Consider the following 20,562-nt stretch of genomic DNA (forward strand, 5'->3'; position numbering starts at 1 on the left):
GCTCACCCCTCAGCCCCCAGGAGACCCCCATGCTCATCGACGAATTCCGCACGATCGCTGACGACGCCGTGTGCCGGCACGTAGGCCACGTCGACGTCGTCCCCACGGGCGTCAGCCCGAGCGCCCACGGTCCCCTCGTCACGTGGACGGGTGGCTCCCCGCTGCCCCGTCAGGACGACGGCCGCTTCGTCCCGCCGCCCCCCGCGCAGGACGTCCTCCGCGTCCTGGCGCGCGTCCTCGCCCTGCGCTGGCAGACCGGCCGCGCGGTCGTCCCGGACGATTGGGACGCCACGCTGCGCGGGCGCTACCCGACAACGTTCGAACCCGGGGGGCCGTACTCGGGCGGCGGCTGGCGCTGGCTGTGGGAGGCGGGCGCGAGCCTGGTCTCCGAGGCTGGGGCGACGGGATTCCGGACCGAACAAACGAAGGAGAAGTTCGCGCAGGCCCGCTGGCATTACTCAATCGAAGGCAAGACTAGGAAGGCAACGCGCAATGAAGTCTCGACTATAGTTGACTGCGTGGAGCACCTGTCGGCCTATGTCTGTGAGACCTGCGGGGCCCCCGGCCGTATCCGCAAGGGCGGGTGGGCGAAGACGTGCTGCGATCTCCACGCCAATGGCAAGGCATGACGTCTACCGGAACCTGACCCGCCGCGCCTGGAGCGTGCGCGAGCGGGGCAGGGTCGTCGGCCACGTGCCGGCGATCGTGCTTGCCGACGTCGTCCTCCGAGCGTCGGAGGCGGGGCGCCAGCGGTGCCTGCGGACGGGGGCCCGGGACGTCCACGCATGGGCCACGGGCACGGTGGCCGAGGGGGCGCGGCCGCCCTCGGCGGTGAGGCTCCGGTACGGCCTCTGGTGTCCCGGATTTAGGACGAACGGCCTCCTGGTTACCCGGGCGTCGATGGCGTGGTTCGAGGCGGACGGGTCCGCGTGGATTGAGGGAGGTTGGGATGACAAGGGCATGGATTTTCTCTGACGTGCACGACGATGCCGACTGCTGGGAGGCCCCGGCCGTGCCGGTGTGCGACGTGGCGATCGTGGCCGGCGACGTCGCCGATGGCTTGACGAAGCGCAGCCTGCCCTGGCTCGCGGCGTGCGTCGCGCCGTACGTCCGGCATGTCGTCTACGTGCCCGGGAATCATGATTTTTACGGGAGCCGCTGGCAGAGCGAGCTCGAACGCGGGCGCGAGGCCGCTGCGGCCGCGGGCATCCACCTGCTCGCCGTCGGGGAGGTCCTGGCCATCGAGGGCGTACGGATCATCGGCGCCACGGTCTGGACGGACTACGCCTTGCTTGGCGAGGCATGGCGGGCTCCGACGATGGCCTCCTGTGGTGACCGCAACGGGGGGATGCGAGACCATCGGAAGGTCAAGGTCCGTACGGCCTCGGGCGAGACGAACGCCTTCAGGCCGAGCGCCGCCGCCGCCGAGCACGTCGCCCAGCTTGGGCGGATCGAGCGCGCGCTTGCGGAGACGTGGGACGGCCCGACGGTCGTCGTCACGCATCACGCCCCCCACCCCGCGTCGCTCGGGAGGCAGGGCCCCCTGCAGGCGATCGACGCGGCGTACGCGACCGACCTTACGCGCGTCCTCGAAGGTCCGGACGCACCCGCCCTGTGGATCCACGGCCACATCCATCGGTCCGCTGACTACGTCGTCGGCGGGACGCGCGTGCTGGCGAACCCACGCGGCCGGCATGGCGAAAACCCGGCGTTCGACCCCGCCCTCATCGTGGAGATCTGACCGTGCGTGCGCTCGCCATCTTCGCCCTGCTCGCCGGCCCCGTCGAGGCGGATGCCTTCCAGCCCGCCCCGGGCCTCTACTGCCCCGAGGGGGCCGACGTCCCCGCGATCGTCGTCGGTCCCGAGGCCGGGGTCGTCGGCATCGACCTGATGGAGTGCCACGGCGCCCGGATAGCCGGCGGCCGGGTGACGTCCCGCCAGTGCTACGGCAACGGGGGCAGCGTCGTCCCCTACGACGCGGAGCTCGTCCTCCTGCCCAGCAGCGTCCTACTGCACGACGGCGTCCGGTACCGGCGGCGGCTCGAAGGGGAGCCGTGCCCGTAGGCCGCCGAGCGCCTGGATCGGGGGTGCTGCAGCGCGCCCCACGAGCGAGGCCGGATTCCGCTCTCGGTGTAACGCCGATCGCGCGGACTGAAACGCGCGAAAATATGCTGAGAGCGTGCCGAAACCGTGCGCAGGCGTGCCCGGGCCGGGTTGCCAATGATAGCGAACCGGCCTTCGCTCCCATTTCGCTGCACAAGATTTCAGGCACGAAAAAGGGGCCCGGTCACCCGGGCCCCTCGTCACCACTCAGAGTCTGAGTGGTGTCAGTCGAACAGGTCGGGCTCCCGTGCGGCCCGCCAGTCGACGGAGACGCAGAGCTCGCGTCCGTAGTGGAGGATGCCCTTCGACGTCATCTTCGGCGTCGCACGGGGCTTGCCGCCGTACTCCTCGATCCGGACGCGGAACGGGGCACGGTCGATGAGGTCCTGCCGGGGGAGGTTCGACCTGTTCAGATCCAACAGGTCGCCGCGCTCCTTCAGCCAAGCGATGAACTTGTTCGGCTTTTGCCCGAGGGCCTTGCCACCGGCCTGGAGGCTGTAGAGCCCCTCGCTCTCGGCGAACCGCTCGACGCACTCCACCGCCGGCCGGGCCCGCTGTACCTGCCGCTGCGAGGCGGTGAGCTGGCGAGAGGTGTCGATGAGCTCCTGGTCTGTGATGACAAGGCGCTCGACGAGGGCGTCCTCCCGATCCATCCGGGCCAGGAGCATCCTCCTCAGCACCCTGTTATCGTCGAGGTCCTCGGGGATCGCGACCGGCGTCGGGGCGGGTGCCACGGCGTAGGAATCGGTCCGCCGGATCTCGGGGAGGACCTCGTTCATCGCCCACCGACGGAACCGCCATGCCGTCGCGCCCTTCACGAGGGCACGCTGGCTGCGCATCAGCAGGGTGTAGAGACCGCCCTCGGTGATGACCAGGACCTCGCCCTGGGGATGCCCTAAGAAGATCTTAGCCCTCTCGTCCTCGTCGAGCGCCTTGAGCGAGACGGACGGGTTCGAGAGGCGGGCGGCCTTGCAGACGTCGGCGCCGACGAACCAGGGCAGCCCGTCGATCTCCACGACGCGGATGTCGTGGTTGTCGAAGCGGAAGATCGAGATCGCCGGCGCGGCCGGGATGCGGACGATGGCGTTCACGCGCGCCTCCCGTCGGTGGCGAGGGGTACGGCCACGAAGGCGATGTTCGGGGGCAGTAGGCCGGCGATGTCCCGCGCGGTCTCGGGCGCACCGATGACGATGCCCCGCTCGTACTGTCTGTTCTCGGCCAGGCATTCGACCATGTCGTGCAGGTCGCTCACGACGGCGGCCCGGCAGACGTAGACGCAGGGCACGTCCTTCCCGTCGATCAGGACGTGCCAGAAGGCCCGGGCGAACGGGCGGACTTTGCTGACCTCGGCGCCTGGCAGAAATGCGCCCGGGTCCCGGCGGAAGATCGCCTCGCGCGCCTTGTCGCTCTTCCCGCCCGGCGCGTCGTCGCCGGTCACCAGGAGGAGGCGGTCACGCGCAGCGGCTTTGGCGGCCTCGATCCGGAGCTCGATCGTACCGAGGACGCTCCTGCGCAGCATCGGGAACGCCGGCTCGGCAGTGCGCTCCAGGAGGAACGACCGCGCCGCGTGGGGATCCTCGACGCTCATGGCCGCCGCGATCTCAAGGACCGAGGCCTCCTCGAAGCGCTCGGCGTACTGCGAAATTCCCTGGGCGAGGGACGCGGCGAGGCTACCGTTCGGGGCGGTCGTGGTGGTAAGGTGGGTGCACGGTTCGGTCACGGGGATGCTCCTGTGGCTGACCAGGCCTCGGCGGCGTTCGCGCGCCTCCGGGGCCATTTTTTTTCGCCAGTGGATCCGGCGATGTCGGCACGAATCGGAGGATATCACCTTCTTCTGAGAACGCGAGTCGATGTGCCGTCATTGCACGTTTCGGGCGCTTTGGTGATAATGGCCTTCCATCGAATCCGGCTCGGAGTGCCTCGTCGTGTATCCCTCCCCAATGCAGCTGCGCGCCGCGCGGACCCTCGTCGGCCTGACGCAGGACGAAATTTCCCGACGCGTCGGCCTGTCCCAGAGGACCATGGTCGCCGTCGAGATGAGGAAGTCGTCCCTGAGCGCGCTCCACTCCGTGATGGGGTTTTACGCCGGCTTGGGCATCAGCTTCTCAGGCACGCCCGACTACACGGTGCAGACCGTCACCTACACGCAGGCGACGCCTCCGGACGTGCCCCCGATCCCGGCCACGTAAGGGGATGTCTGGCGGGCGGTGACCTGCGCGCGGCGCGGTTCGCTGCCGCGATGAGTTTGCCTCGGTAGCGCCCGCCCCACCGTGCCAGGACGCTCTCCACGCCCTCGCTCGCCAGCGTTGCCCGCACGGCGGCCGCGGTTGGGGTGACCCTCAGCCGACTCTCCCAATCCTCCTCGTGGACTAAGCGGACCGCGCGAATCGGTCAGGTGTAGTCAACGGGCACGAATGCGTCCCCAAGGGCGGCGCAAGCCGATCGGCATGCCCGGTAGGTCGGGACAGGGTCGGCGAGGATGCCGACTCGCAGCAGGCCTGCGAAGGTGAGTAGGAACGCCTGGTCACTGGGCATCACGCCTCGGCTCCGATCCTACCGGCGTCGATGTGCTTCACGGCCGACAGGGCCCGCTCCAGGGCCGCCGCGAGGTCGTCGGGTAGACCCCGATCGGGTTAGGAGTTCGAGCCACCAGCTCACCAAGCTGTTCGCGGATTCGATATGTCCTCACGGCATCAGGCGACGGCCGCATGCGAGCACAAATAAATTTTCGACCGCATTAGAGCCCCGTGGAGCCGTCCACGGGGCTCGTTGGCTGAATCCTCCGGTGCCTCGAAGTTAGGCCGTGGGCGAGGCTGAAATCGATGCTTTACCCCCGTGAGATCATGCACCCCGTCGGGGCGGTTGAACTACTGGTCTCGCGAAGTATATCAGCGGATCTCCAAAGCACATACCCATAGACTAAGGCTAATGTCGAGCGGATCATCGGTCCCGACACGGCGGTGTGGTGCCTGACGTGTCGATGGATACGACATGCTCAACACGGCACAGGCGCGCGACCGCGCCCTCGATTTCCACTGGCGCATCCCGGAGAACATCCTCTCGGCCGCCGGCATCCCCGACATCCCCGATCGCAGGCAGGACGTCGCCAGGCGCAGCGTCCTCGCGGCCGCGTGCATCGCGGCCGACATGGCGCCCGGCGAGGATCGCTGGGTCAGCTACTCGCGCCGCAAGGCGTTCTACGCCGGTCAATCGCGGTACATGGGCCTGCCCTACACCTACGACCGCGTGCTCGCCGCCGTGGCTGAACTCGTCGAGCTCGGGCTGATCGAGGAGGTCCGGGCCCGCCCTGGCGACCACCTCTCCACCGGGATGCAGAGCCGCCTGCGTGCGACCCCCGACCTCGTCCACGCCTTCCGCGACGCGCCCTTCGAGTACGAGACGCGTCGCTGCCGCCTCATCCTCAAGGACGAGGCCGGCGACGTCATCGGCTACGACCCGACACGTCAGACGCGACGCCTGGAGGCCGAGCTCGACCGCATCAATGCCTACCTCGGCAAGGTCTCGGTCACGATGCCGACGGGCAACGGGTGGGAGCACGCCACGCGCGTTGTCCGAGCCCGCAACGACCGCAAGGAGAAGGGGACGTGGGCCAGCGTCGTCCCGACCCCGAGCCCCGAGGTTTACCGCGTGTTCGGCCGTGGCCGTTGGGACCGCCATGGCCGGCTCTACGGATGGTGGCAGAACCTCCCCAAGGGACGCCGCCGGGAGCTCCTCATCAACGGCGAGGCGGCCTTCGAGCCGGACTTCGCCACCCTCCATCCGCGGATCCTCTACGCAGCCCGTGGTCACGTCTTGCGCCACGATCCCTACGTCACGGGGACATTCCCCCGTGACGAGGGCAAGCTCGCCCTCAACGTCGCCTTGAACGCGAAGACCATGAACGCGGCAGCGGCGGCCATTATGGACAAGGACGACTGGGAGCACGGCTGGGACTACACCCGCGGCCTGCTCAAGGCCGTCGTGGCGCGGAACACCCCCATCGCCGCAGACATCGCTGCAGACCGTGGGATCCGCTGCATGGCCGTAGACAGCGCCATGGCGGTGGATGTCCTCAAGGCCTGCGAGAAGGCGTCCATCCCCTGCCTGCCCGTCCACGATAGCTTCATCGTACCGGCCTCCAAGGGCCCGTGGATGGAGGCCAAGATGGACGAAATCCTGACGGGCGTTCTCGGCGCTGTAACCCGTTCTCCCTCAACGATAATCGGGTAATTGGTTCCACATATGGGCCCCTGGGCCCCCGTTGTACCCTTGGGCCCGGGCCTCCTGGTTCCCCGCAGGTCGTCATCCCGCCGTCGTCCCCCTGCTACCTTCCCCGTCGCTGCCGCCTGCCCCGTTCCCCGGTGTAGCTCACTACCGTGACGCTCTGCGCCGCCCTCCCTGGATGTGGCTGGCCGTCGACGCTCGGGGGGGGTCGTAGGAATGGCTCTACCCCCTACTGGACCGCCGTCGTTCCAAGTCTAGAACCGCCGCTTACCCCTTGCTAGACCGTCGTTATTCGCCCTCTTTTGCTTGTCCGATGCTGTTCGGTGGGGTATATTCTAGACTGTCGACGTATCCGTCGTCCTCGCGATGCACCACATCCTGAGCGCACCCTCCGGCCCCCGGGGTCGGGGGGTGTTATGTTTCAGGGCCCCACGTGACGTTCACCCCCTTAACGCCCCCGGTCCACGCTATCTTACATGGTTAGTCTCTCCCTCGACGTCATCTGCGACGCGGTCGGCGCCTGGCTGTGGCTCAGGTAGGCCCAACAGGCCGATGGCTCCTGGCTCGATCCGAACGCTCCGGCTCCGCCCGACGCGGCCGCTGTCCTGGCCTACGCATACGAGGCGCACCTAGCGGCCGAGGCGGGCGGCACAACGTGGGACGGCTGGGCGGTCGCCGTCAACGAGCGGGCCCTGACGCGCACGCTAAGCGAGGTCACCGCGACGCTGCTCGACGCCCGGAAGGACAGCGACCCGTGGACGTTCGCCGACGGGGTAGATCGGCCCCTCACGAACGACCGCTTGAAGGTGCTGAGCCTGCAGATCCGGAGGCATATTGGCGTCTGTCTGGCGGTCTACAACCAGGTCGCTGCCGGCATCGGCGCCGGCGCCATCACCACCGCGGAGGTCGACGGCGCCTTCGCCGACGTCGACGCGATCGTCTTGAAGGCGGCGTCGTGACCATCCCACTCCTGGCCATCCTCGCTCGCCCCCTGACCGCGTCGACCCTCTCCGAAGTGGCGGTGCTGGAGACAGCGACGCACGGGACCGTCCGGACCTGGGCGGGGTTCGTTCGGCGCAAGGCCAAGGAGGACGTGATGCCTAGCGAAATTTCTGCTCCTGACTGCGGAGCCGATCGCCTCCATCGCCGAGGCCGACGCGCCGGGCACGGACGTCGGCGACCTCGTCTACGTCTCGGGGACGCTCCACTCCGTCCGGTCCCCCTCGCTGACCGAGGCGGCATGCGGAAGCTCCAGCTGAGCCTAGTGAAGCTGACCGCCGTCGACGTTGGCGAAGGATCCGTCCACGTCGCGATCGTCGGCGCCCCGACGAGACGGCCCCCGTGGTCGCCATCGTGGCGGCCGACATGCCCCAGCGCTCAGACTCTTGTGCTTACGGTCGTGGAGCCCTTGAAATAGGGATCGCTATCCTACCGGGCGAGGCGATGGCGTAGAAGAGGTCGGCGTGGACGTGCAGATCAGGAGGGTCGCTTCACGAACCCGATGTCGACGGCGACGGCCTTGAGCCTTTCGGGCTCGCGCTCCTTGCGTTCCGAATACCGGTCGACGAGGTAGTCGGATCGCTCGCGGGTGAGGAGCGTGAACTTCATCAGCTCCTCGCAGACATCGACCACCCGGTCGTAGAGCGGACCCGGCTTCATCCGGCCGGCCTCGTCGAACTCCTTGTACGCCATCGGGACCGAGGACTGGTTCGGGATGGTGATCATCCGCATCCAGCGACCGAGCACGCGGAGGCTGTTGACCGCGTTGAACGACTGCGAGCCGCCGGAGACCTGCATCACGGCGAGCGTCCGCCCCTGCGTCGGGCGCACCGAACCCTCCGAGAGCGGCAGCCAGTCGATCTGGCTCTTGATGACCCCGGTCATGGCGCCGTGTCGCTCGGGGCTGACCCAGACGTGGCCCTCCGACCAGATCGAGAGGTTTCGGAGTTCCCGGACCTTCGGGTGATCGGCAGTGGCGTCGTCGGGCAGCGGCAGGCCGTGCGCGTCGTAGATCCGCACCTCGCCGCCCATCGCCTCCAACAGGCGCGCGGCCTCGTAGGCGAGGAGGCGGCTGAACGAGCGCTCACGGAGCGATCCGTACAGGATCAGGAAGCGCGGGGCGTGGGTGAACGGTGTCTTCACGTGCAGGGCGTCGGTCGTCGGGACCACGAAATGCCCCTCGCTTAGGTTCGGCATTCCATCGGCGAAGGGCTGCAGGGGCTTGTCCAAGACGTTTCATTCCTCTACGTTTCAACGATGGTTGAGATATTGACATCATGATGGACGAACGGCAAGCCGTGGCGGCCTTCGCGGCCCTCGGCCAGGAGCATCGCCTGCGTATCGTGCGCCAGCTCGTCACCGCCGGCCCTGACGGCACGGCGGCCGGGACGCTCGCCGAGGCGGTCGGCGTGTCGGGCACTAACCTGTCGTTCCACCTGAAGGAGCTCTCGCATTCCGGGCTGGTCACGTCCCGGCGCGAGGGGCGCTCGATCATCTACAGCGCCGCCTACCCGGACCTGTCCGAGCTCATCCAGTTCCTGATGCGCGACTGCTGCCAGGGACGCCCTGAGGTCTGCGCCCCGGCTGTCGCTGCCCTTGCCGCCTGTTGCACGGAGACCACCTGATGGACGTCGTGATCTACCACAACCCGGATTGCGGCACGTCCCGCAATACCCTAGCCCTCATCCGCAACGCCGGCATCGAGCCGCACGTGGTCGAGTACCTGAAGACGCCCCCAAACCGGACCCTGGTGCGCCAGCTTGCCGAGCGGGCGGGCGTGAAGGTCCGTGATCTGCTCCGTGAGAAGGGAACGCCCTTCGGCGAGCTCGGCCTCTCGGACCCGAGCCTGACGGACGATCAGCTTCTGGATGCCATCGGCGAGCATCCGATCCTGCTGAACCGCCCCTTGGTCGTCACCCCACTGGGTGTTGCCCTATGCAGGCCCTCCGAGGCGGTCCTCGACCTCCTTCCCGCCCAACAGGGCGAGTTCGTCAAGGAGGATGGCGAGCGCGTCGTCGACGAGCACGGGCGCCGCGTCGCTACCGCCTGACCCCACCCACACCCCCAAGAACAAGAAACAGTCCCGATGCTCGCGCTCGCCATCTTCGTGGTCACCCTCGTCTTCGTCATCTGGCAGCCGCGGGATTTCGGCATCGGGTGGAGCGCCCTGATCGGGGCCGCCGTGGCACTGGGCACCGGGGTCATCCATCCCGGGGACATCCCGGTGGTCTGGCACATCGTCTGGGACGCCACCTTCACCTTCGTGGCCCTCATCATCATCTCGCTCCTGCTCGACGAGGCCGGCTTCTTCCACTGGGCGGCGCTCCACATCGCCCGGTGGGGCGGCGGCCGGGGGCACCTGCTGTTCCCGCTGGTGATCCTCCTCGGTGCCGCCATCGCGGCGGTGTTCGCCAACGACGGGGCGGCCCTGCTGCTCACCCCCATCGTGCTCGCCATCCTGCTGCGCCTCGACTTCAAGCCGGCGGCGGCCCTGGCCTTCATCGTCGCCTGCGGGTTCGTGGCGGATTCGACCAGCCTGCCGCTGGTGATCTCCAACCTCGTCAACATCGTCTCGGCGAACTTCTTCGACATCACCTTCAGCCGCTACGCCGCCGTGATGGTCCCGGTGAACCTCGTCTCGCTGGCCGCGACCCTGGTGGTGCTGTGGTTGTTCTACCGGAGCGACCTGCCAACCACGTACCCGGTGACCGAGCTCGAACCGCCGCGCCACGCGATCAAGGATCCGCTTGTCTTCAAGGCGGCCTTCCCGCTCCTCGCCCTGCTGCTGGTGGCCTACTTCATGACGGCCCCGTTCGGCGTGCCGGTCTCGGTGGTCACCTGCGCCGGCGCACTGGTCCTGCTGGCGCTGGCGAACCGAAGCCGCGTCATCCCGATCCGCAAGGTGCTCGCGGGTGCCCCCTGGCAGATCGTCCTGTTCAGCCTCGGCATGTACCTCGTAGTCTACGGCCTGAAGAACGCCGGCCTGACCGATTACCTGGCGCAAGGCCTCGTGCGGCTCTCGGGCTTCGGTCCGTTCGTCGCCACCCTCGGCACGGGGGTCGCCGCCGCGATCCTGTCGTCGGTGATGAACAACATGCCGAGCGTGCTCGTCGGCGCGCTCTCCATCCAGCAGGCCCCGGACCTGTCGCCCCTGATGCGCGAGCTGATGGTGTACGCCAACGTCATCGGTTGCGACCTCGGCCCGAAGTTCACGCCCATCGGCAGCCTGGCGACCCTGCTCTGGCTCCACGTCCTCGACACCAAGGGCCAGCGTATCACCTGGGGCCAGTACATGCGGGTGGGCCTGGTCATCACGCCACCGGTCCTCTTGGTCACCCTGGCGGCCTTGGCGGTCTGGCTACCCGTTCTCGGGGCCCGGTAGCGATCCGATGGCCCCGGCGCGCCGATGGCCCGTGATCTCGGCCCTGGGCGTGATCCAGATCCTGACCTGGGGCTCCTCGTTCTACCTCCTGTCGGTGCTGGCCGCGCCGATGTCGAAGGATACGGGATGGCCCCTCGGCTGGGTTATCGGAGGGCTGTCCCTTGGCCTCCTCGTCGCAGGCCTCGTCTCGCCGCGGGTGGGAGCCTTCATCGGGGAGCATGGCGGGCGGCCGGTGCTGGCCTTCGCCGCCATCGCGCTGGCGCTGGGCCTCATGGGCCTTGCCCTTGCCCCGAACCTCACGGCTTACCTCGCGGCCTGGCTCCTCGTCGGCCTCGGCATGGGCACCGGCCTGTACGACCCCGCCTTCGCCACGCTCGGGCGCCTCTACGGCGCCGAGGCAAGGCCCGCCATCACGACCCTGACCCTGTGGGGCGGCTTCGCCAGCACGGTGTGCTGGCCGCTCTCGGCCTTCCTGATCGAGCGGGTCGGCTGGCGCGGGACCTGCCTCGCCTATGCCGGGCTGCACCTCTCGGTCACGCTGCCGCTCGTCCTGCTCGCGATCCCCCGGCCCCCCGCGCATCCGGTCACGCGATCCGAAGGCGCGATCCCCGGCGTCCGGCTCGATGGCCGGGAGCGTCGTGCCTTCCTCCTCATGGCAGGGGTGCTGACCCTCGGCGGCACGGTGATGGCCATGGTCTCGGTGCACCTCATCACCCTGCTCCAGGCCCGTGGCGTGGCTCTCACCTCGGCCGTCGCCTATGGTGCCCTGATCGGACCGGCACAGGTGGGTGCGCGCATCGTCGAGATGGCCGGCAAGGGTCGGCACCATCCCCTCTGGACCCTGACCGCCGCCATGGTCCTGGTGGTCCTCGGGATCGCGATGCTGACGGCCGGCCTACCCTTGGTCGGGCTGGCGCTGGTCCTCTACGGGGCCGGCAACGGGATCTACTCGATTGCACGGGGTACGGTGCCCCTGGCCCTGTTCGGTCCCGAACGCTACGCCGCGCTCGTCGGCCGCCTCGCCCGCCCGGGGCTGGTGGCCCAAGCGCTTGCACCCTCCGTCGGAGCCTTGGTCCTGACCCACGCGGGCGCGGACGCGACCTATGCACTGCTCAGCGTGCTCGCCGTGGCGAACGTTGCGCTTGCCCTATCGCTCTGGCGTGTCCGGCCGCGAAGCTAGGAAAGCGGAGGCTGCCTGGGACGTCCGCCGTGATCCGGTCCAGATCCGGTCCTTGCCTCCGACCCGTCGTGAGCCTACTGACGCTTAAACGATTCCATAACGGTTTAAGTGTCGTGCAGGAAAAGCAAGCGCTCGACGGCTTCGCGGCCATCGCGCAGGAAACCCGCCTACGCATCATCCGCATGCTGGTGACCGCCGGGGCGAAGGGCATGGCCGCCGGTGCCATCACCGAGGCCATCGCAGGTGCCTCGGCGCCGCGCATCTCGTTCCACCTCAACCACCTGGAGAACGCCGGCCTCGTCGAGAGCCGCCGCGAAGGTCGCTCGATCATCTACAGCGCGATCTTCCCGGCCCTGTCCGACCTCGTCGCCTTCCTCATGCGCGATTGCTGCGAGGGTCACTGCGAGGTCTGCGACCGCGCCATCGACCTGTTCGCCAAATGCACCGGACGGCCCCAGCGGGTCGAGCAAGCCCCCAGGATCGCCTGCGAGGAAGCATGACCACCTTGCGCGACATCCTCGAAGGCCGCCAGATCCCGATCTACTTCGCCGCCATCGGCCTGGCCGTCGTCGTTGCGCTGTTGGTCCCCGGAACCACGGCCCTGGACGTCGGGATCAACCCGGCCCTGGCGTTGATGCTGTTCGTCACCTTCCTCCAGGTACCCCTGCCCGAGTTGGGGAAAGCCTTTACGCGGGTCCGTTTCCTGGCGGCGCTCCTCGCCACGAACTTCGTCGCGCTGCCGATCCTGGTGGCCTGCCTGATCCAGTTCCTGCCCGCCAATCCGATGCTGCGGCTGGGCGTGCTCATGGTCCTGCTCACGCCGTGCATCGACTACGTTGTCACCTTCGCCCACCTCGGCCGCGCGGACGCCAAGGTGCTGCTGGCCTCCACCCCGGCGCTGCTGATCGCGCAGATGCTGCTGCTGCCGGTCTACCTCAACGTCTTCCTCGGCGAGGACGCCGCCAGGTTCGTCCAGGTCGGTCCGTTCGTGCACGCCTTCGTCTGGCTCATCGCGGTTCCCCTCGGACTTGCTGCGGCCGTGCAGATCTGGGCCGCACGCAGCCGCACCGGCCAGCGGATCGCCGCCGGGCTCGGGCTTCTGCCGGTGCCGGCAACGGCCCTCGTCCTGTTCGTGGTGATCGCGTCCGTCCTGCCCCAGCTCGGGCCCGCCCTGGACGACGCCCCGCGGGTGGTCCCCGTCTACGTCGTCTTCGCCGTGGCGGCTCCGCTGCTGGGTTGGGCGGTCGGGCGCGCGTTCCGCCTGGATGCCCCCACCGTCCGCACGCTGGCCTTCAGCGCCGCCACGCGAAACTCCCTGGTGGTCCTGCCGCTGGCGTTTGCGGTTCCGGGTGCCGTGCCACTCCTGCCCGCCGTCATCGTCACGCAGACGCTGGTCGAGCTCCTCAGCGAACTCATCTACGTCCGCCTCATGCCAAGGTTCGGCGCCCCGGCATCCTCGCCGGTCGACGCCTAGGTCGACGGTCGTTCCACGGACGAGCGGCTGCGTGACCCCGCATCGCCACCCGCTTCCGGCCTCTTGGGACCAAGACAAGGACGACCGGCGGTCCCGTTCCACTGCTGGGTGTCGGATGGGCCGGCTTTCACATCGGTGCATCGAGCATATCGAGAACCGGGCAGGCCGGCGTCGGGGCGCCGCTGCACCGCTCCACGGTGTCGCTCAGGATGCGCTCAAGCCGCGCGAGACGGGCGAGCTTGGCGCGGACCTCGGCAAGGTGGGCGGCTGCGACGTCCCGGACCTCGCCACAGGACCGGTGCCCGGGCGCGGCCAACGCCAGCAGGGTCCGGATGTCCTCGATCCCGAAGCCCAATGCGCGAGCCTGACGGATGAACGCCAGGCGCCGGACATGGGCAGGATCGTAGGCCCTGTGACCGCCCTCCGTGCGAGCCGGCGGCGGCATGAGCCCGATGCGCTCGTAGTAGCGGACGGTCTCCAGGTTGATCCCGGCCGCCGCCGCGATCTGCCCTATGGAGAGACCTCGCGCACCCTTCGCCATTTTTCGCTTGATCCCGTAGTGGCTACGGGATGCAGGGTGGCACGATGATGATCGACACACCATCCATGGCGCCTCCCGCAAGACCCGCCTCACGTCCGCGGGACGGCCTGCCGATTCCCTCGGGAAGCTGGTTCGCCGGGCTGGGCACGGTCGCCGGGCTGGGTGCCCTGGCGGCCTCGTCCTGCTGCGCCCTCCCGGTGGCGCTTGCCGGTCTCGGCGCGACAGGGGCGGTTTTCGGAGGATTGGCCATGTTGGCTAGCATCCGGCCGATCCTGCTTGGCGGGGCCGCCCTGGCCCTCCTCATGGGTTGGGCGCTGTTCTTCCGTTACCGGGCGACGGCATGCGACATGGCCGAACCATGTGCTCGCATGGGGCCGTCATGGCGTACCCCTGGCCTTCTGGGACTTGGGACGGTGCTGGTCGGTTTGGCGCTCGCGTGGGAACCATACCTTGAGCCTGTCGTGCTCAAGGCGATGCGGTGAGGCGGACGATGCAGCTTCGGTCCACCCTGACCTGCCCGCACTGCGGTCATCGAGCGACGGAGACGATGCCGACCGACGCCTGCCAGTTCTTCTACGAGTGCACCGGCTGCGGCACGCTCCTGCGCCCGAAGGCGGGCGACTGCTGCGTCTTCTGCTCCTTCGGCGAGGTCCCCTGTCCGCCCATCCAGGAAGCCCGCGAGAACGGCGGGTCCGCATCCTGCTGCTCGGGGTCCTCCTGAGCTGCGGACCGGACAGGAGGCATACCCGCTTGGTCCCGGTCCGGGCATGGTGCCGTGCTGGACGATCCGTCCTCTCCCGGTCACGATCCGACGCTCGATGGAGCGCGTCCGGTAGCCTCGGGTGCATGGCTCCGGGTCCCCGGGCGCGGGGCGTCCGGTCGTCGCGCGACACCTACGTCTTCCGTCCCGTGCCCGTCATCGCGAAACTCGCGCTCGTCGTATCCCCTTGGCGCGTCCGGTAGTCCCGTCCCTTCCTTGCCGGTCTGTGATGTGGCATCGTCGGACGGTGACCTTCTGGCTCGCCCTTCGCAGGCTGCTCCCGCTCCTGGCGGTCCTCAGCCTCGCCCTTGCGCCGGTGACCGCATCCGCGGCTGCCGCAGGCATGCGCGCGCCGACGGGCGTTCACGGTCACGCCATGGCGATGTCCGACGAGGCCATGGACGGCATGGCCGGGATGGCCATGGACGAGATGCCGTGCTGCCCCAAGGAGCGGCCGGACATGCCCGACTGCTCGAAGGGCTGCCCCCTGATGGCGCTTTGCCTGGCTAAGGTCGCCACCGGACTTCCGGTCGCCCTCGGACTTCCGGGTCGCGTCGCCCGCTTCGAGGGACCCACCTGGGCCGTCATCGCGTCCTTCGACAGCCTCTCGCAAGGGCCGCCCACCGAGCCTCCCCGAGCCTGAACCCGATGCCGCCGGCGTGAGCGCCGGCATGACGCCGCGCGTCCACGCGCGGCCCGCCATCGCGTTCAGGAGACAACACCCGTGACCCAGAAGCCTTTTCCGCGCGCCGTCTCGGCGGCGCTGCTCGGTGCCGCCCTGTCGGCGACCGCGTTCCCGGCGCTTGCCGACATCAAGGACTACCGCTTCGAGCTCTTGCAGCAGGAGGCCAAGGTCGGCGAGGCTGTCCTGTCGGTGCGCCTTCTCGATAAGCGCAGCGGCAAGCCGGTTCCCGACGCCGTGATCTTCGCCAAGCGCATCGACATGGCGCCCGACAGCATGGACGAGATGACCTCGAAGATCGAGCAGCTCCCCACGACCGAGCCGGGCGTCTATCGCTTCAAGGCGAAGCTCACGATGGCCGGCGGCTGGCGCCTGTCGCTCGGGGCCAAGGTCCAGGGCGAGACCGGCACGGTCGAGGACAAGCTGGTCTTCAAGGCCGTCAAGTGAGCCGCGCGGCCTGGTTCGCCGGGACCCTCGCCGCACTCGCGGCGGGGGGCGCCGGCTATGTCGCGGGGCATGGGGAGAACCCCGTGCCGGCGCTCGCCGAGCGCGCCCGGACGGAGCTCGCCCGGTGGTCTCCGGCCCCCATGCCGGCCGCGCAGGCTACGGCCCCCACGAAGGCGGCCGGACCGGTGGTCTACTACCAGGACCCGGACGGGAAGCCGGTCTACTCGCTGTCGCCGATGGCGACCGCGGATGGCCGGGAGTTCCGCGCGGTCCACGCCAGCGAGGACGTGCGCTTCGACGCTTCGGACGACGGCGAGGCCATGCCTGCCGACATGGCCGGCCAGGGGATGGCCGGGCATGACTTGGCCGCCCAGGACATGGGGAAGGCCGGGGACGCGAAGCCCGCCGCGGGCGCCCGCCGCATCCGCTACTACCGCAACCCGATGGGGCTGCCGGACACCTCGGCCACGCCCAAGAAGGATTCGATGGGGATGGACTACATCCCCGTCTACGAGGGTGAGGACAGCGACGGCAACGTCGTCACCGTCTCGCCCGGCAAGGTGCAGCGCACCGGCGTGCGGACCGAGGTCATCGAGCGCCGGGTGGTGGCGCAGCCCGTCCGGGTGCCCGGCACGGTCGCCCTCGACGAGCGGCGGGTGACGGTCATCGCGACCCGGTCGGACGCCTACGTCGACCATGTCGAGAACGTCACCACCGGCGACCGCGTCCGCAAGGGCCAGGCGCTGGTCCACGTCTACTCGCCCGAGATCAACGCGGCGGCGGCCCAGCTCATCGCCAACCCGGGCTTCGACGGCGCGAGGCGGCGCCTGCGGAACCTGAACGTCTCCGAGGCGGTGATCGACGAGATGGAGCGGACCCGGAACGTGCCGATGGCCATCACCTGGTCGTCGCCCCGGGACGGCATCGTCCTGCAACGGACCGCCATCGAGGGCATGAAGGCCGCGGCCGGCGATACCCTGTTCCGCATCGGCGACATCGCGACGATGTGGGTGCTCGCCGACGTGCCCGAGCGCGACCTTTCCAACGTCCGCGTCGGGCAAGCCGCCACGATCCGCCTGCGCTCGGCCCCGGGGCGCATCTACTCCGGCAAGGTCGGGACGATCTATCCGCAGGTGAACCCGGAGACCCGGGCCACGCGGGTGCGCATCGAGCTCCCGAACCCCGACGGCACCTTGCTGCCCGACATGTATGCCGACGTCGAGGTCGCGACCGGCGACACCAAGCCCGTGGTCGCGGTGCCGGACGACGCCGTCATCGACACCGGCGAGCGGCAGGTGGTGCTCCTCGACCGCGGGGAAGGCCGTTTCGAGCCGAAGGAGGTCAAGGTCGGCGTGCGCGGCACCGGCTACACCGAGATCCGCGACGGCATCTCGGCCGGCGACCGCGTCGTGACCTCCGCGAACTTCCTCATCGACGCCGAGAGCAACCTGAAGGCGGCCCTCCAGGGCATGGCGCCGCCCAAGGACGACCGGCTGGCCGCCGACGCGGGAGGCACGCCATGATCGCGCGCCTCATTGGCTGGTCGGCACGTAACCTCGTCCTGGTGCTGGTTGGGACCGTGTTCGCCGTCGCGGTCGGGGTGATGTCGCTGCGCACCCTGCCGCTCGACGCCATCCCCGACCTCTCGGACGTGCAGGCCATCGTCTACACGGAGTACCCGGGCCAGGCGCCACAGGTCGTGGAGGATCAGGTCACCTACCCGCTGACCACCGCCATGTTGACGGTGCCGAAGGCGAAGGTGGTGCGCGGCTTCTCGTTCTTCGGCGTGTCGTTCGTCTACGTCATCTTCGAGGACGGCACCGACCCGTACTGGGGCCGCTCGCGGGTGCTCGAATACCTCAACGCCGCGGCGAGCCGCCTGCCGGCCGGGGTAACCCCGACACTCGGCCCCGACGCCACGGGCGTGGGTTGGGTCTACCAGTACGTCGTCGTCGCAAAGGAACGGACGCTCGCCGAGCTTCGCTCCCTGCAGGACTGGGTGGTCCGGTTCGGGGCCTCGCGGGCAGAGGGCGTCGCCGAGGTCGCCGGCGTCGGCGGCTTCGTCAAGCAGTACAACGTCGTGGTCGACCCGAACCGGCTTCGTGCCCAGGGCATCTCCCTCAACAAGCTCCGGGACGCAATCCGGTCGAGCAACGCCGACGTCGGCGGCCGCACGGTCGAGCTCTCCGAGTTCGAGTTCATGGTCCGCGGTCGCGGCTACCTGAGGGGCGTCGCCGACATCGAGAACATCGTCCTCAAGACTTCCGGCGGCACGCCGCTGCGGGTCCGGGACGTCGCCCGGGTCGAGCTCGGACCGGACGAGCGTCGGGGCATCACCGAGATGAACGGCGAGGGCGAGGTCGCCGGCGGCATCGTCCTGCAGCGCTTCGGCGCGAACGCGCTGAACGTCATCGAGGGCGTGAAGGCGAAGCTTGCGGAGGTGGCGAAAAGCCTGCCCGCGGGCACCGAGATCCTGCCGGTCTACGACCGCTCCCAGCTCATCGACGCGGCCATCGACACCCTGCGGCACACGCTGGTCGAGGAGAGCGTCGTCGTCTCGCTCGTGTGCGTCGTGTTCCTGCTGCATGTGAGGAGCGCGCTCGTCGCCATCCTGATGCTGCCGGTCGGGATCCTGATGGCGTTCGTCGGCATGCGAGCCCTGGGTCTCGGCGCCAACATCATGAGCCTGGGCGGCATCGCCATCGCGGTCGGCGCCATGATCGACGCCGCCATCGTGATGATCGAGAACGCCCACAAGCACCTGGAACGGGCGCCGCCAGGCAAGCCGCGGACGGAGATCCTGGTGGAGGCGGCGTCCGAGGTCGGCCCATCCCTGTTCTTCTCGCTCCTCATCATCACGGTCAGCTTCCTGCCGATCTTCACACTGGAGAGCCAGGAAGGCCGGCTGTTCGGGCCGCTGGCCTTCACCAAGACCTTCGCCATGGCGGCAGCCGCGATCCTGTCGGTGACCTTGGTCCCCGCGCTGATGGTGCTGTTCGTGCGGGGCCGGATCATCCCGGAGCACAGGAACCCGCTGAACCGGCTCCTGATCTGGCTCTACCGGCCGCTCATCGCGGGCGTCCTGCGGGCGCGGGTGCTGACTGTCCTGCTCGCCCTCGGGGTGCTGGCGGCGACCGTGTGGCCGGCCCGTCAGCTCGGCTCGGAGTTCATGCCCGACCTCAACGAGGGCACGCTGATGTACATGCCGACGACCCTGCCGGGCCTGTCGGTGACCAAGGCCGGCGAGCTCCTCGCGACCCAGGACCGCATCATAAAATCCTTCCCGGAGGTAGCCTCGGTCTACGGCAAGGCGGGCCGCGCCAACACCGCGACCGACCCGGCGCCGATGGAGATGTTCGAGACGGTCATCGCGCTGAAGCCGCCGTCCGAGTGGCGCCCCGGCGTGACGCTGGCGAGCCTCAAGGCCGAGATGGACAAGGCCCTGCAGTTCCCGGGCGTGTCGAATGCATGGACGCAGCCGATCCGCGCCCGCATCGACATGCTCTCGACCGGCATTCGCACGCCCGTCGGCATCAAGGTGCTGGGCACCGACCTTAAGGAGATGGAAGGGGTCGCTCGCCAGGTCGAGGCGGTGGTGCGCAACGTGCCGGGCACGTCGAGCGCCTACGCCGAGCGGGTCATCGGCGGCTACTTCCTCGACATCACGCCGGACCGGGAGGCGCTCGGGCGCTACGGGCTGATGGTCGGGGACGTGCAGGACGTCATCGCGACGGCGCTTGGCGGCCAGAGCGTGACGAACACCGTCGAGGGACGCGAACGCTACACCGTCAACGTCCGCTACCCCCGGGCCTTCCGGTCCGATCCGCGGGCCATCGCCGACGAGGTGCAGGTGCCACTCCCGGCTGGGGGCACGGTGCCGTTGCGCGAGGTCGCCAAGGTCGAACTCACCCGGGGCCCGACCTCGATCCGCACGGAGAACGGACAGCTTGCGGTCTACATCTTCGTCGACATCAATGGGCGCGACCTCGGCGGCTACGTGGCCGAGGCGCGCAAGGCCGTGGTGGACGAGGTCAAGCTCCCACAGGGCACGACCCTGCAGTGGAGCGGGCAGTACGAATACCTGGAGCGGGCCGAGGCGCGCCTGAAGGTCGTGGTGCCGCTGACGCTGCTCGTCGTGTTCCTGCTGCTGTTCATCAACTTCCGGCGCCTGACCGAGACGCTCATCGTCATGCTGTCGCTGCCGTTCGCCCTGGTCGGCGGCATCTGGCTGATGTGGTGGATGGGCTTCAACATGTCGGTGGCCGTGGCGGTGGGCTTCATCGCGCTCGCCGGCGTCGCCGCCGAGACAGGGGTGATCATGCTGGTCTACCTCGACCACGCGCTCGACGAGGTCCGGGCCGCCTGCGCACGCGAGGGGCGGCCCCTGAACCGCGAGGACCTGCGGCGGGCGATCATGGTCGGTGCGGTCGAGCGGGTTCGCCCGAAGATGATGACCGTGACCGCCATCATGGCCGGCCTGATCCCGATCCTGTGGAGCACGGGCGCCGGCTCCGAAGTGATGCAGCGCATCGCCGTGCCGATGATCGGCGGGATGGTGTCCTCGACCGTGCTGACGCTGGTCGTCATCCCGGCGGTCTACGCCCTCGTGAAGGGATGGGGTCTGTCCGCGGCCGCCGAGACGCCGGCGAGCGTCGCCCCGGCCGAACGACCCGCTTACCGCGAGGCGGCGGAGTAGGCGCTTGCGGACGGATTGAGTATCCCGGGCATGAGAGAAGGAATTTATTAGAACGAACTATAGCCGTCTGAGTT

At 69.0% G+C, this 20,562-nt stretch carries 23 protein-coding genes; 19 read left to right on the forward strand and 4 right to left on the reverse strand.

Annotated elements, in window-relative coordinates; translation table 11 throughout:
- The first annotated feature begins 29 nt into the window (after positions 1 to 29).
- The 4 genes from AC1MGR_RS11175 to AC1MGR_RS11190 are packed head-to-tail and all read left to right on the forward strand — an operon-like array spanning position 30 to position 2,064.
- Positions 30 to 629, forward strand: coding sequence for a hypothetical protein (locus AC1MGR_RS11175; RefSeq protein ID WP_055959056.1), 600 nt, complete (start codon positions 30 to 32; stop codon positions 627 to 629).
- Positions 616 to 975, forward strand: a complete 360-nt coding sequence (locus tag AC1MGR_RS11180) for a hypothetical protein (protein WP_055959052.1) — start codon at positions 616 to 618, stop codon at positions 973 to 975. The genes AC1MGR_RS11175 and AC1MGR_RS11180 overlap by 14 nt, the downstream gene beginning before the upstream one ends.
- On the forward strand, positions 950 to 1,741 hold the full coding sequence (locus tag AC1MGR_RS11185; protein ID WP_055959048.1) for a metallophosphoesterase: 792 nt from the start codon (positions 950 to 952) through the stop codon (positions 1,739 to 1,741). Before AC1MGR_RS11180 ends, AC1MGR_RS11185 begins: the two co-directional genes overlap by 26 nt.
- A 2-nt stretch (positions 1,742 to 1,743) precedes the next feature.
- Complete coding sequence (locus AC1MGR_RS11190; protein WP_055959045.1) at positions 1,744 to 2,064, forward strand: hypothetical protein; 321 nt, start codon at positions 1,744 to 1,746, stop codon at positions 2,062 to 2,064.
- A 263-nt stretch (positions 2,065 to 2,327) separates the two neighbouring features.
- Here the strand turns inward: AC1MGR_RS11190 and AC1MGR_RS11195 are convergent, their stop codons facing one another.
- A complete protein-coding gene (locus tag AC1MGR_RS11195) occupies positions 2,328 to 3,194 on the reverse strand; it encodes a phage antirepressor (protein ID WP_055959042.1) in 867 nt (288 codons plus the stop codon).
- On the reverse strand, positions 3,191 to 3,823 hold the full coding sequence (locus AC1MGR_RS11200) for a hypothetical protein (RefSeq protein ID WP_162238979.1): 633 nt from the start codon (positions 3,821 to 3,823) through the stop codon (positions 3,191 to 3,193). Before AC1MGR_RS11200 ends, AC1MGR_RS11195 begins: the two co-directional genes overlap by 4 nt.
- Positions 3,824 to 4,028: 205 nt before the next feature.
- Between AC1MGR_RS11200 and AC1MGR_RS11205 the strand changes: the two genes are divergently transcribed.
- The 3 genes from AC1MGR_RS11205 to AC1MGR_RS11215 all read left to right on the forward strand — a co-directional run bounded on the left by AC1MGR_RS11205 (position 4,029) and on the right by AC1MGR_RS11215 (position 7,286).
- Complete coding sequence (locus tag AC1MGR_RS11205; protein ID WP_146180523.1) at positions 4,029 to 4,292, forward strand: helix-turn-helix transcriptional regulator; 264 nt, start codon at positions 4,029 to 4,031, stop codon at positions 4,290 to 4,292.
- A gap of 802 nt (positions 4,293 to 5,094) precedes the next feature.
- Positions 5,095 to 6,333: a hypothetical protein gene (locus tag AC1MGR_RS11210; RefSeq protein ID WP_055959032.1), complete on the forward strand. Its 1,239-nt coding sequence runs from the start codon at positions 5,095 to 5,097 to the stop codon at positions 6,331 to 6,333.
- Between the two features lie 599 nt (positions 6,334 to 6,932).
- Positions 6,933 to 7,286: a DUF4376 domain-containing protein gene (locus AC1MGR_RS11215; protein ID WP_056251355.1), complete on the forward strand. Its 354-nt coding sequence runs from the start codon at positions 6,933 to 6,935 to the stop codon at positions 7,284 to 7,286.
- A 517-nt stretch (positions 7,287 to 7,803) separates the two neighbouring features.
- Here AC1MGR_RS11215 and arsH read toward each other — a convergent pair.
- A complete protein-coding gene (gene arsH, locus AC1MGR_RS11220; protein WP_055959029.1) occupies positions 7,804 to 8,556 on the reverse strand; it encodes an arsenical resistance protein ArsH in 753 nt (250 codons plus the stop codon).
- A gap of 47 nt (positions 8,557 to 8,603) precedes the next feature.
- Between arsH and AC1MGR_RS11225 the strand changes: the two genes are divergently transcribed.
- From AC1MGR_RS11225 to AC1MGR_RS11250, 6 genes are all read left to right on the forward strand, one after another.
- Positions 8,604 to 8,951, forward strand: a complete 348-nt coding sequence (locus AC1MGR_RS11225) for an ArsR/SmtB family transcription factor (RefSeq protein ID WP_055959026.1) — start codon at positions 8,604 to 8,606, stop codon at positions 8,949 to 8,951.
- A complete protein-coding gene (arsC, locus tag AC1MGR_RS11230; RefSeq protein ID WP_055959023.1) occupies positions 8,951 to 9,376 on the forward strand; it encodes an arsenate reductase (glutaredoxin) in 426 nt (141 codons plus the stop codon). Before AC1MGR_RS11225 ends, arsC begins: the two co-directional genes overlap by 1 nt.
- 36 nt (positions 9,377 to 9,412) lie before the next feature.
- A complete protein-coding gene (locus AC1MGR_RS11235; protein WP_055959020.1) occupies positions 9,413 to 10,708 on the forward strand; it encodes an arsenic transporter in 1,296 nt (431 codons plus the stop codon).
- Positions 10,709 to 10,715: 7 nt separating this feature from the next.
- Positions 10,716 to 11,888, forward strand: a complete 1,173-nt coding sequence (locus AC1MGR_RS11240) for an MFS transporter (protein ID WP_055959019.1) — start codon at positions 10,716 to 10,718, stop codon at positions 11,886 to 11,888.
- 113 nt (positions 11,889 to 12,001) lie between these two features.
- The gene (locus AC1MGR_RS11245; RefSeq protein ID WP_055959016.1) at positions 12,002 to 12,388 is read left to right on the forward strand and encodes an ArsR/SmtB family transcription factor; all 387 of its coding nucleotides are present in this window, start codon (positions 12,002 to 12,004) and stop codon (positions 12,386 to 12,388) included.
- Entirely contained in the window at positions 12,385 to 13,362 is a 978-nt protein-coding gene (locus tag AC1MGR_RS11250) for an arsenic resistance protein (protein ID WP_055959013.1), read from the forward strand. Before AC1MGR_RS11245 ends, AC1MGR_RS11250 begins: the two co-directional genes overlap by 4 nt.
- A 127-nt stretch (positions 13,363 to 13,489) precedes the next feature.
- Here AC1MGR_RS11250 and AC1MGR_RS11255 read toward each other — a convergent pair whose 3' ends face one another.
- On the reverse strand, positions 13,490 to 13,903 hold the full coding sequence (locus AC1MGR_RS11255) for a MerR family transcriptional regulator (RefSeq protein ID WP_055959010.1): 414 nt from the start codon (positions 13,901 to 13,903) through the stop codon (positions 13,490 to 13,492).
- Between the two features lie 44 nt (positions 13,904 to 13,947).
- Here AC1MGR_RS11255 and AC1MGR_RS11260 point away from each other — a divergent pair, with 44 nt between their 5' ends.
- From AC1MGR_RS11260 to AC1MGR_RS11285, 6 genes are all read left to right on the forward strand, one after another.
- Complete coding sequence (locus AC1MGR_RS11260; RefSeq protein ID WP_162238978.1) at positions 13,948 to 14,385, forward strand: mercury transporter MerT; 438 nt, start codon at positions 13,948 to 13,950, stop codon at positions 14,383 to 14,385.
- A gap of 8 nt (positions 14,386 to 14,393) precedes the next feature.
- Positions 14,394 to 14,624, forward strand: coding sequence for a GDCCVxC domain-containing (seleno)protein (locus AC1MGR_RS11265; RefSeq protein WP_055959007.1), 231 nt, complete (start codon positions 14,394 to 14,396; stop codon positions 14,622 to 14,624).
- 286 nt (positions 14,625 to 14,910) lie between these two features.
- On the forward strand, positions 14,911 to 15,306 hold the full coding sequence (locus AC1MGR_RS11270) for a hypothetical protein (RefSeq protein WP_055959004.1): 396 nt from the start codon (positions 14,911 to 14,913) through the stop codon (positions 15,304 to 15,306).
- An 81-nt stretch (positions 15,307 to 15,387) separates the two neighbouring features.
- Positions 15,388 to 15,792: a FixH family protein gene (locus tag AC1MGR_RS11275; protein WP_055959001.1), complete on the forward strand. Its 405-nt coding sequence runs from the start codon at positions 15,388 to 15,390 to the stop codon at positions 15,790 to 15,792.
- Positions 15,789 to 17,315, forward strand: a complete 1,527-nt coding sequence (locus AC1MGR_RS11280; RefSeq protein ID WP_055958997.1) for an efflux RND transporter periplasmic adaptor subunit — start codon at positions 15,789 to 15,791, stop codon at positions 17,313 to 17,315. The genes AC1MGR_RS11275 and AC1MGR_RS11280 overlap by 4 nt, the downstream gene beginning before the upstream one ends.
- Entirely contained in the window at positions 17,312 to 20,488 is a 3,177-nt protein-coding gene (locus tag AC1MGR_RS11285) for an efflux RND transporter permease subunit (RefSeq protein ID WP_055958995.1), read from the forward strand. Before AC1MGR_RS11280 ends, AC1MGR_RS11285 begins: the two co-directional genes overlap by 4 nt.
- Positions 20,489 to 20,562: the final 74 nt, after the last annotated feature.

This window comes from Methylobacterium sp. BI1 (assembly GCF_056680125.1).

Bases quoted from the DNA above. Each gene is read 5' to 3' on its own strand.
- AC1MGR_RS11175 (WP_055959056.1), top strand. From the start codon at position 30: ATGCTCATCGACGAATTCCGCACGATCGCTGACGACGCCGTGTGCCGG.
- AC1MGR_RS11180 (WP_055959052.1), top strand. From the start codon at position 616: ATGGCAAGGCATGACGTCTACCGGAACCTGACCCGCCGCGCCTGGAGC.
- AC1MGR_RS11185 (WP_055959048.1), top strand. From the start codon at position 950: ATGACAAGGGCATGGATTTTCTCTGACGTGCACGACGATGCCGACTGC.
- AC1MGR_RS11210 (WP_055959032.1), top strand. From the start codon at position 5,095: ATGCTCAACACGGCACAGGCGCGCGACCGCGCCCTCGATTTCCACTGG.
- AC1MGR_RS11225 (WP_055959026.1), top strand. From the start codon at position 8,604: ATGATGGACGAACGGCAAGCCGTGGCGGCCTTCGCGGCCCTCGGCCAG.
- arsC (WP_055959023.1), top strand. From the start codon at position 8,951: ATGGACGTCGTGATCTACCACAACCCGGATTGCGGCACGTCCCGCAAT.
- AC1MGR_RS11235 (WP_055959020.1), top strand. From the start codon at position 9,413: ATGCTCGCGCTCGCCATCTTCGTGGTCACCCTCGTCTTCGTCATCTGG.
- AC1MGR_RS11240 (WP_055959019.1), top strand. From the start codon at position 10,716: ATGGCCCCGGCGCGCCGATGGCCCGTGATCTCGGCCCTGGGCGTGATC.
- AC1MGR_RS11250 (WP_055959013.1), top strand. From the start codon at position 12,385: ATGACCACCTTGCGCGACATCCTCGAAGGCCGCCAGATCCCGATCTAC.
- AC1MGR_RS11255 (WP_055959010.1), bottom strand. From the start codon at position 13,903: ATGGCGAAGGGTGCGCGAGGTCTCTCCATAGGGCAGATCGCGGCGGCG.
- AC1MGR_RS11260 (WP_162238978.1), top strand. From the start codon at position 13,948: ATGATGATCGACACACCATCCATGGCGCCTCCCGCAAGACCCGCCTCA.
- AC1MGR_RS11265 (WP_055959007.1), top strand. From the start codon at position 14,394: ATGCAGCTTCGGTCCACCCTGACCTGCCCGCACTGCGGTCATCGAGCG.
- AC1MGR_RS11285 (WP_055958995.1), top strand. From the start codon at position 17,312: ATGATCGCGCGCCTCATTGGCTGGTCGGCACGTAACCTCGTCCTGGTG.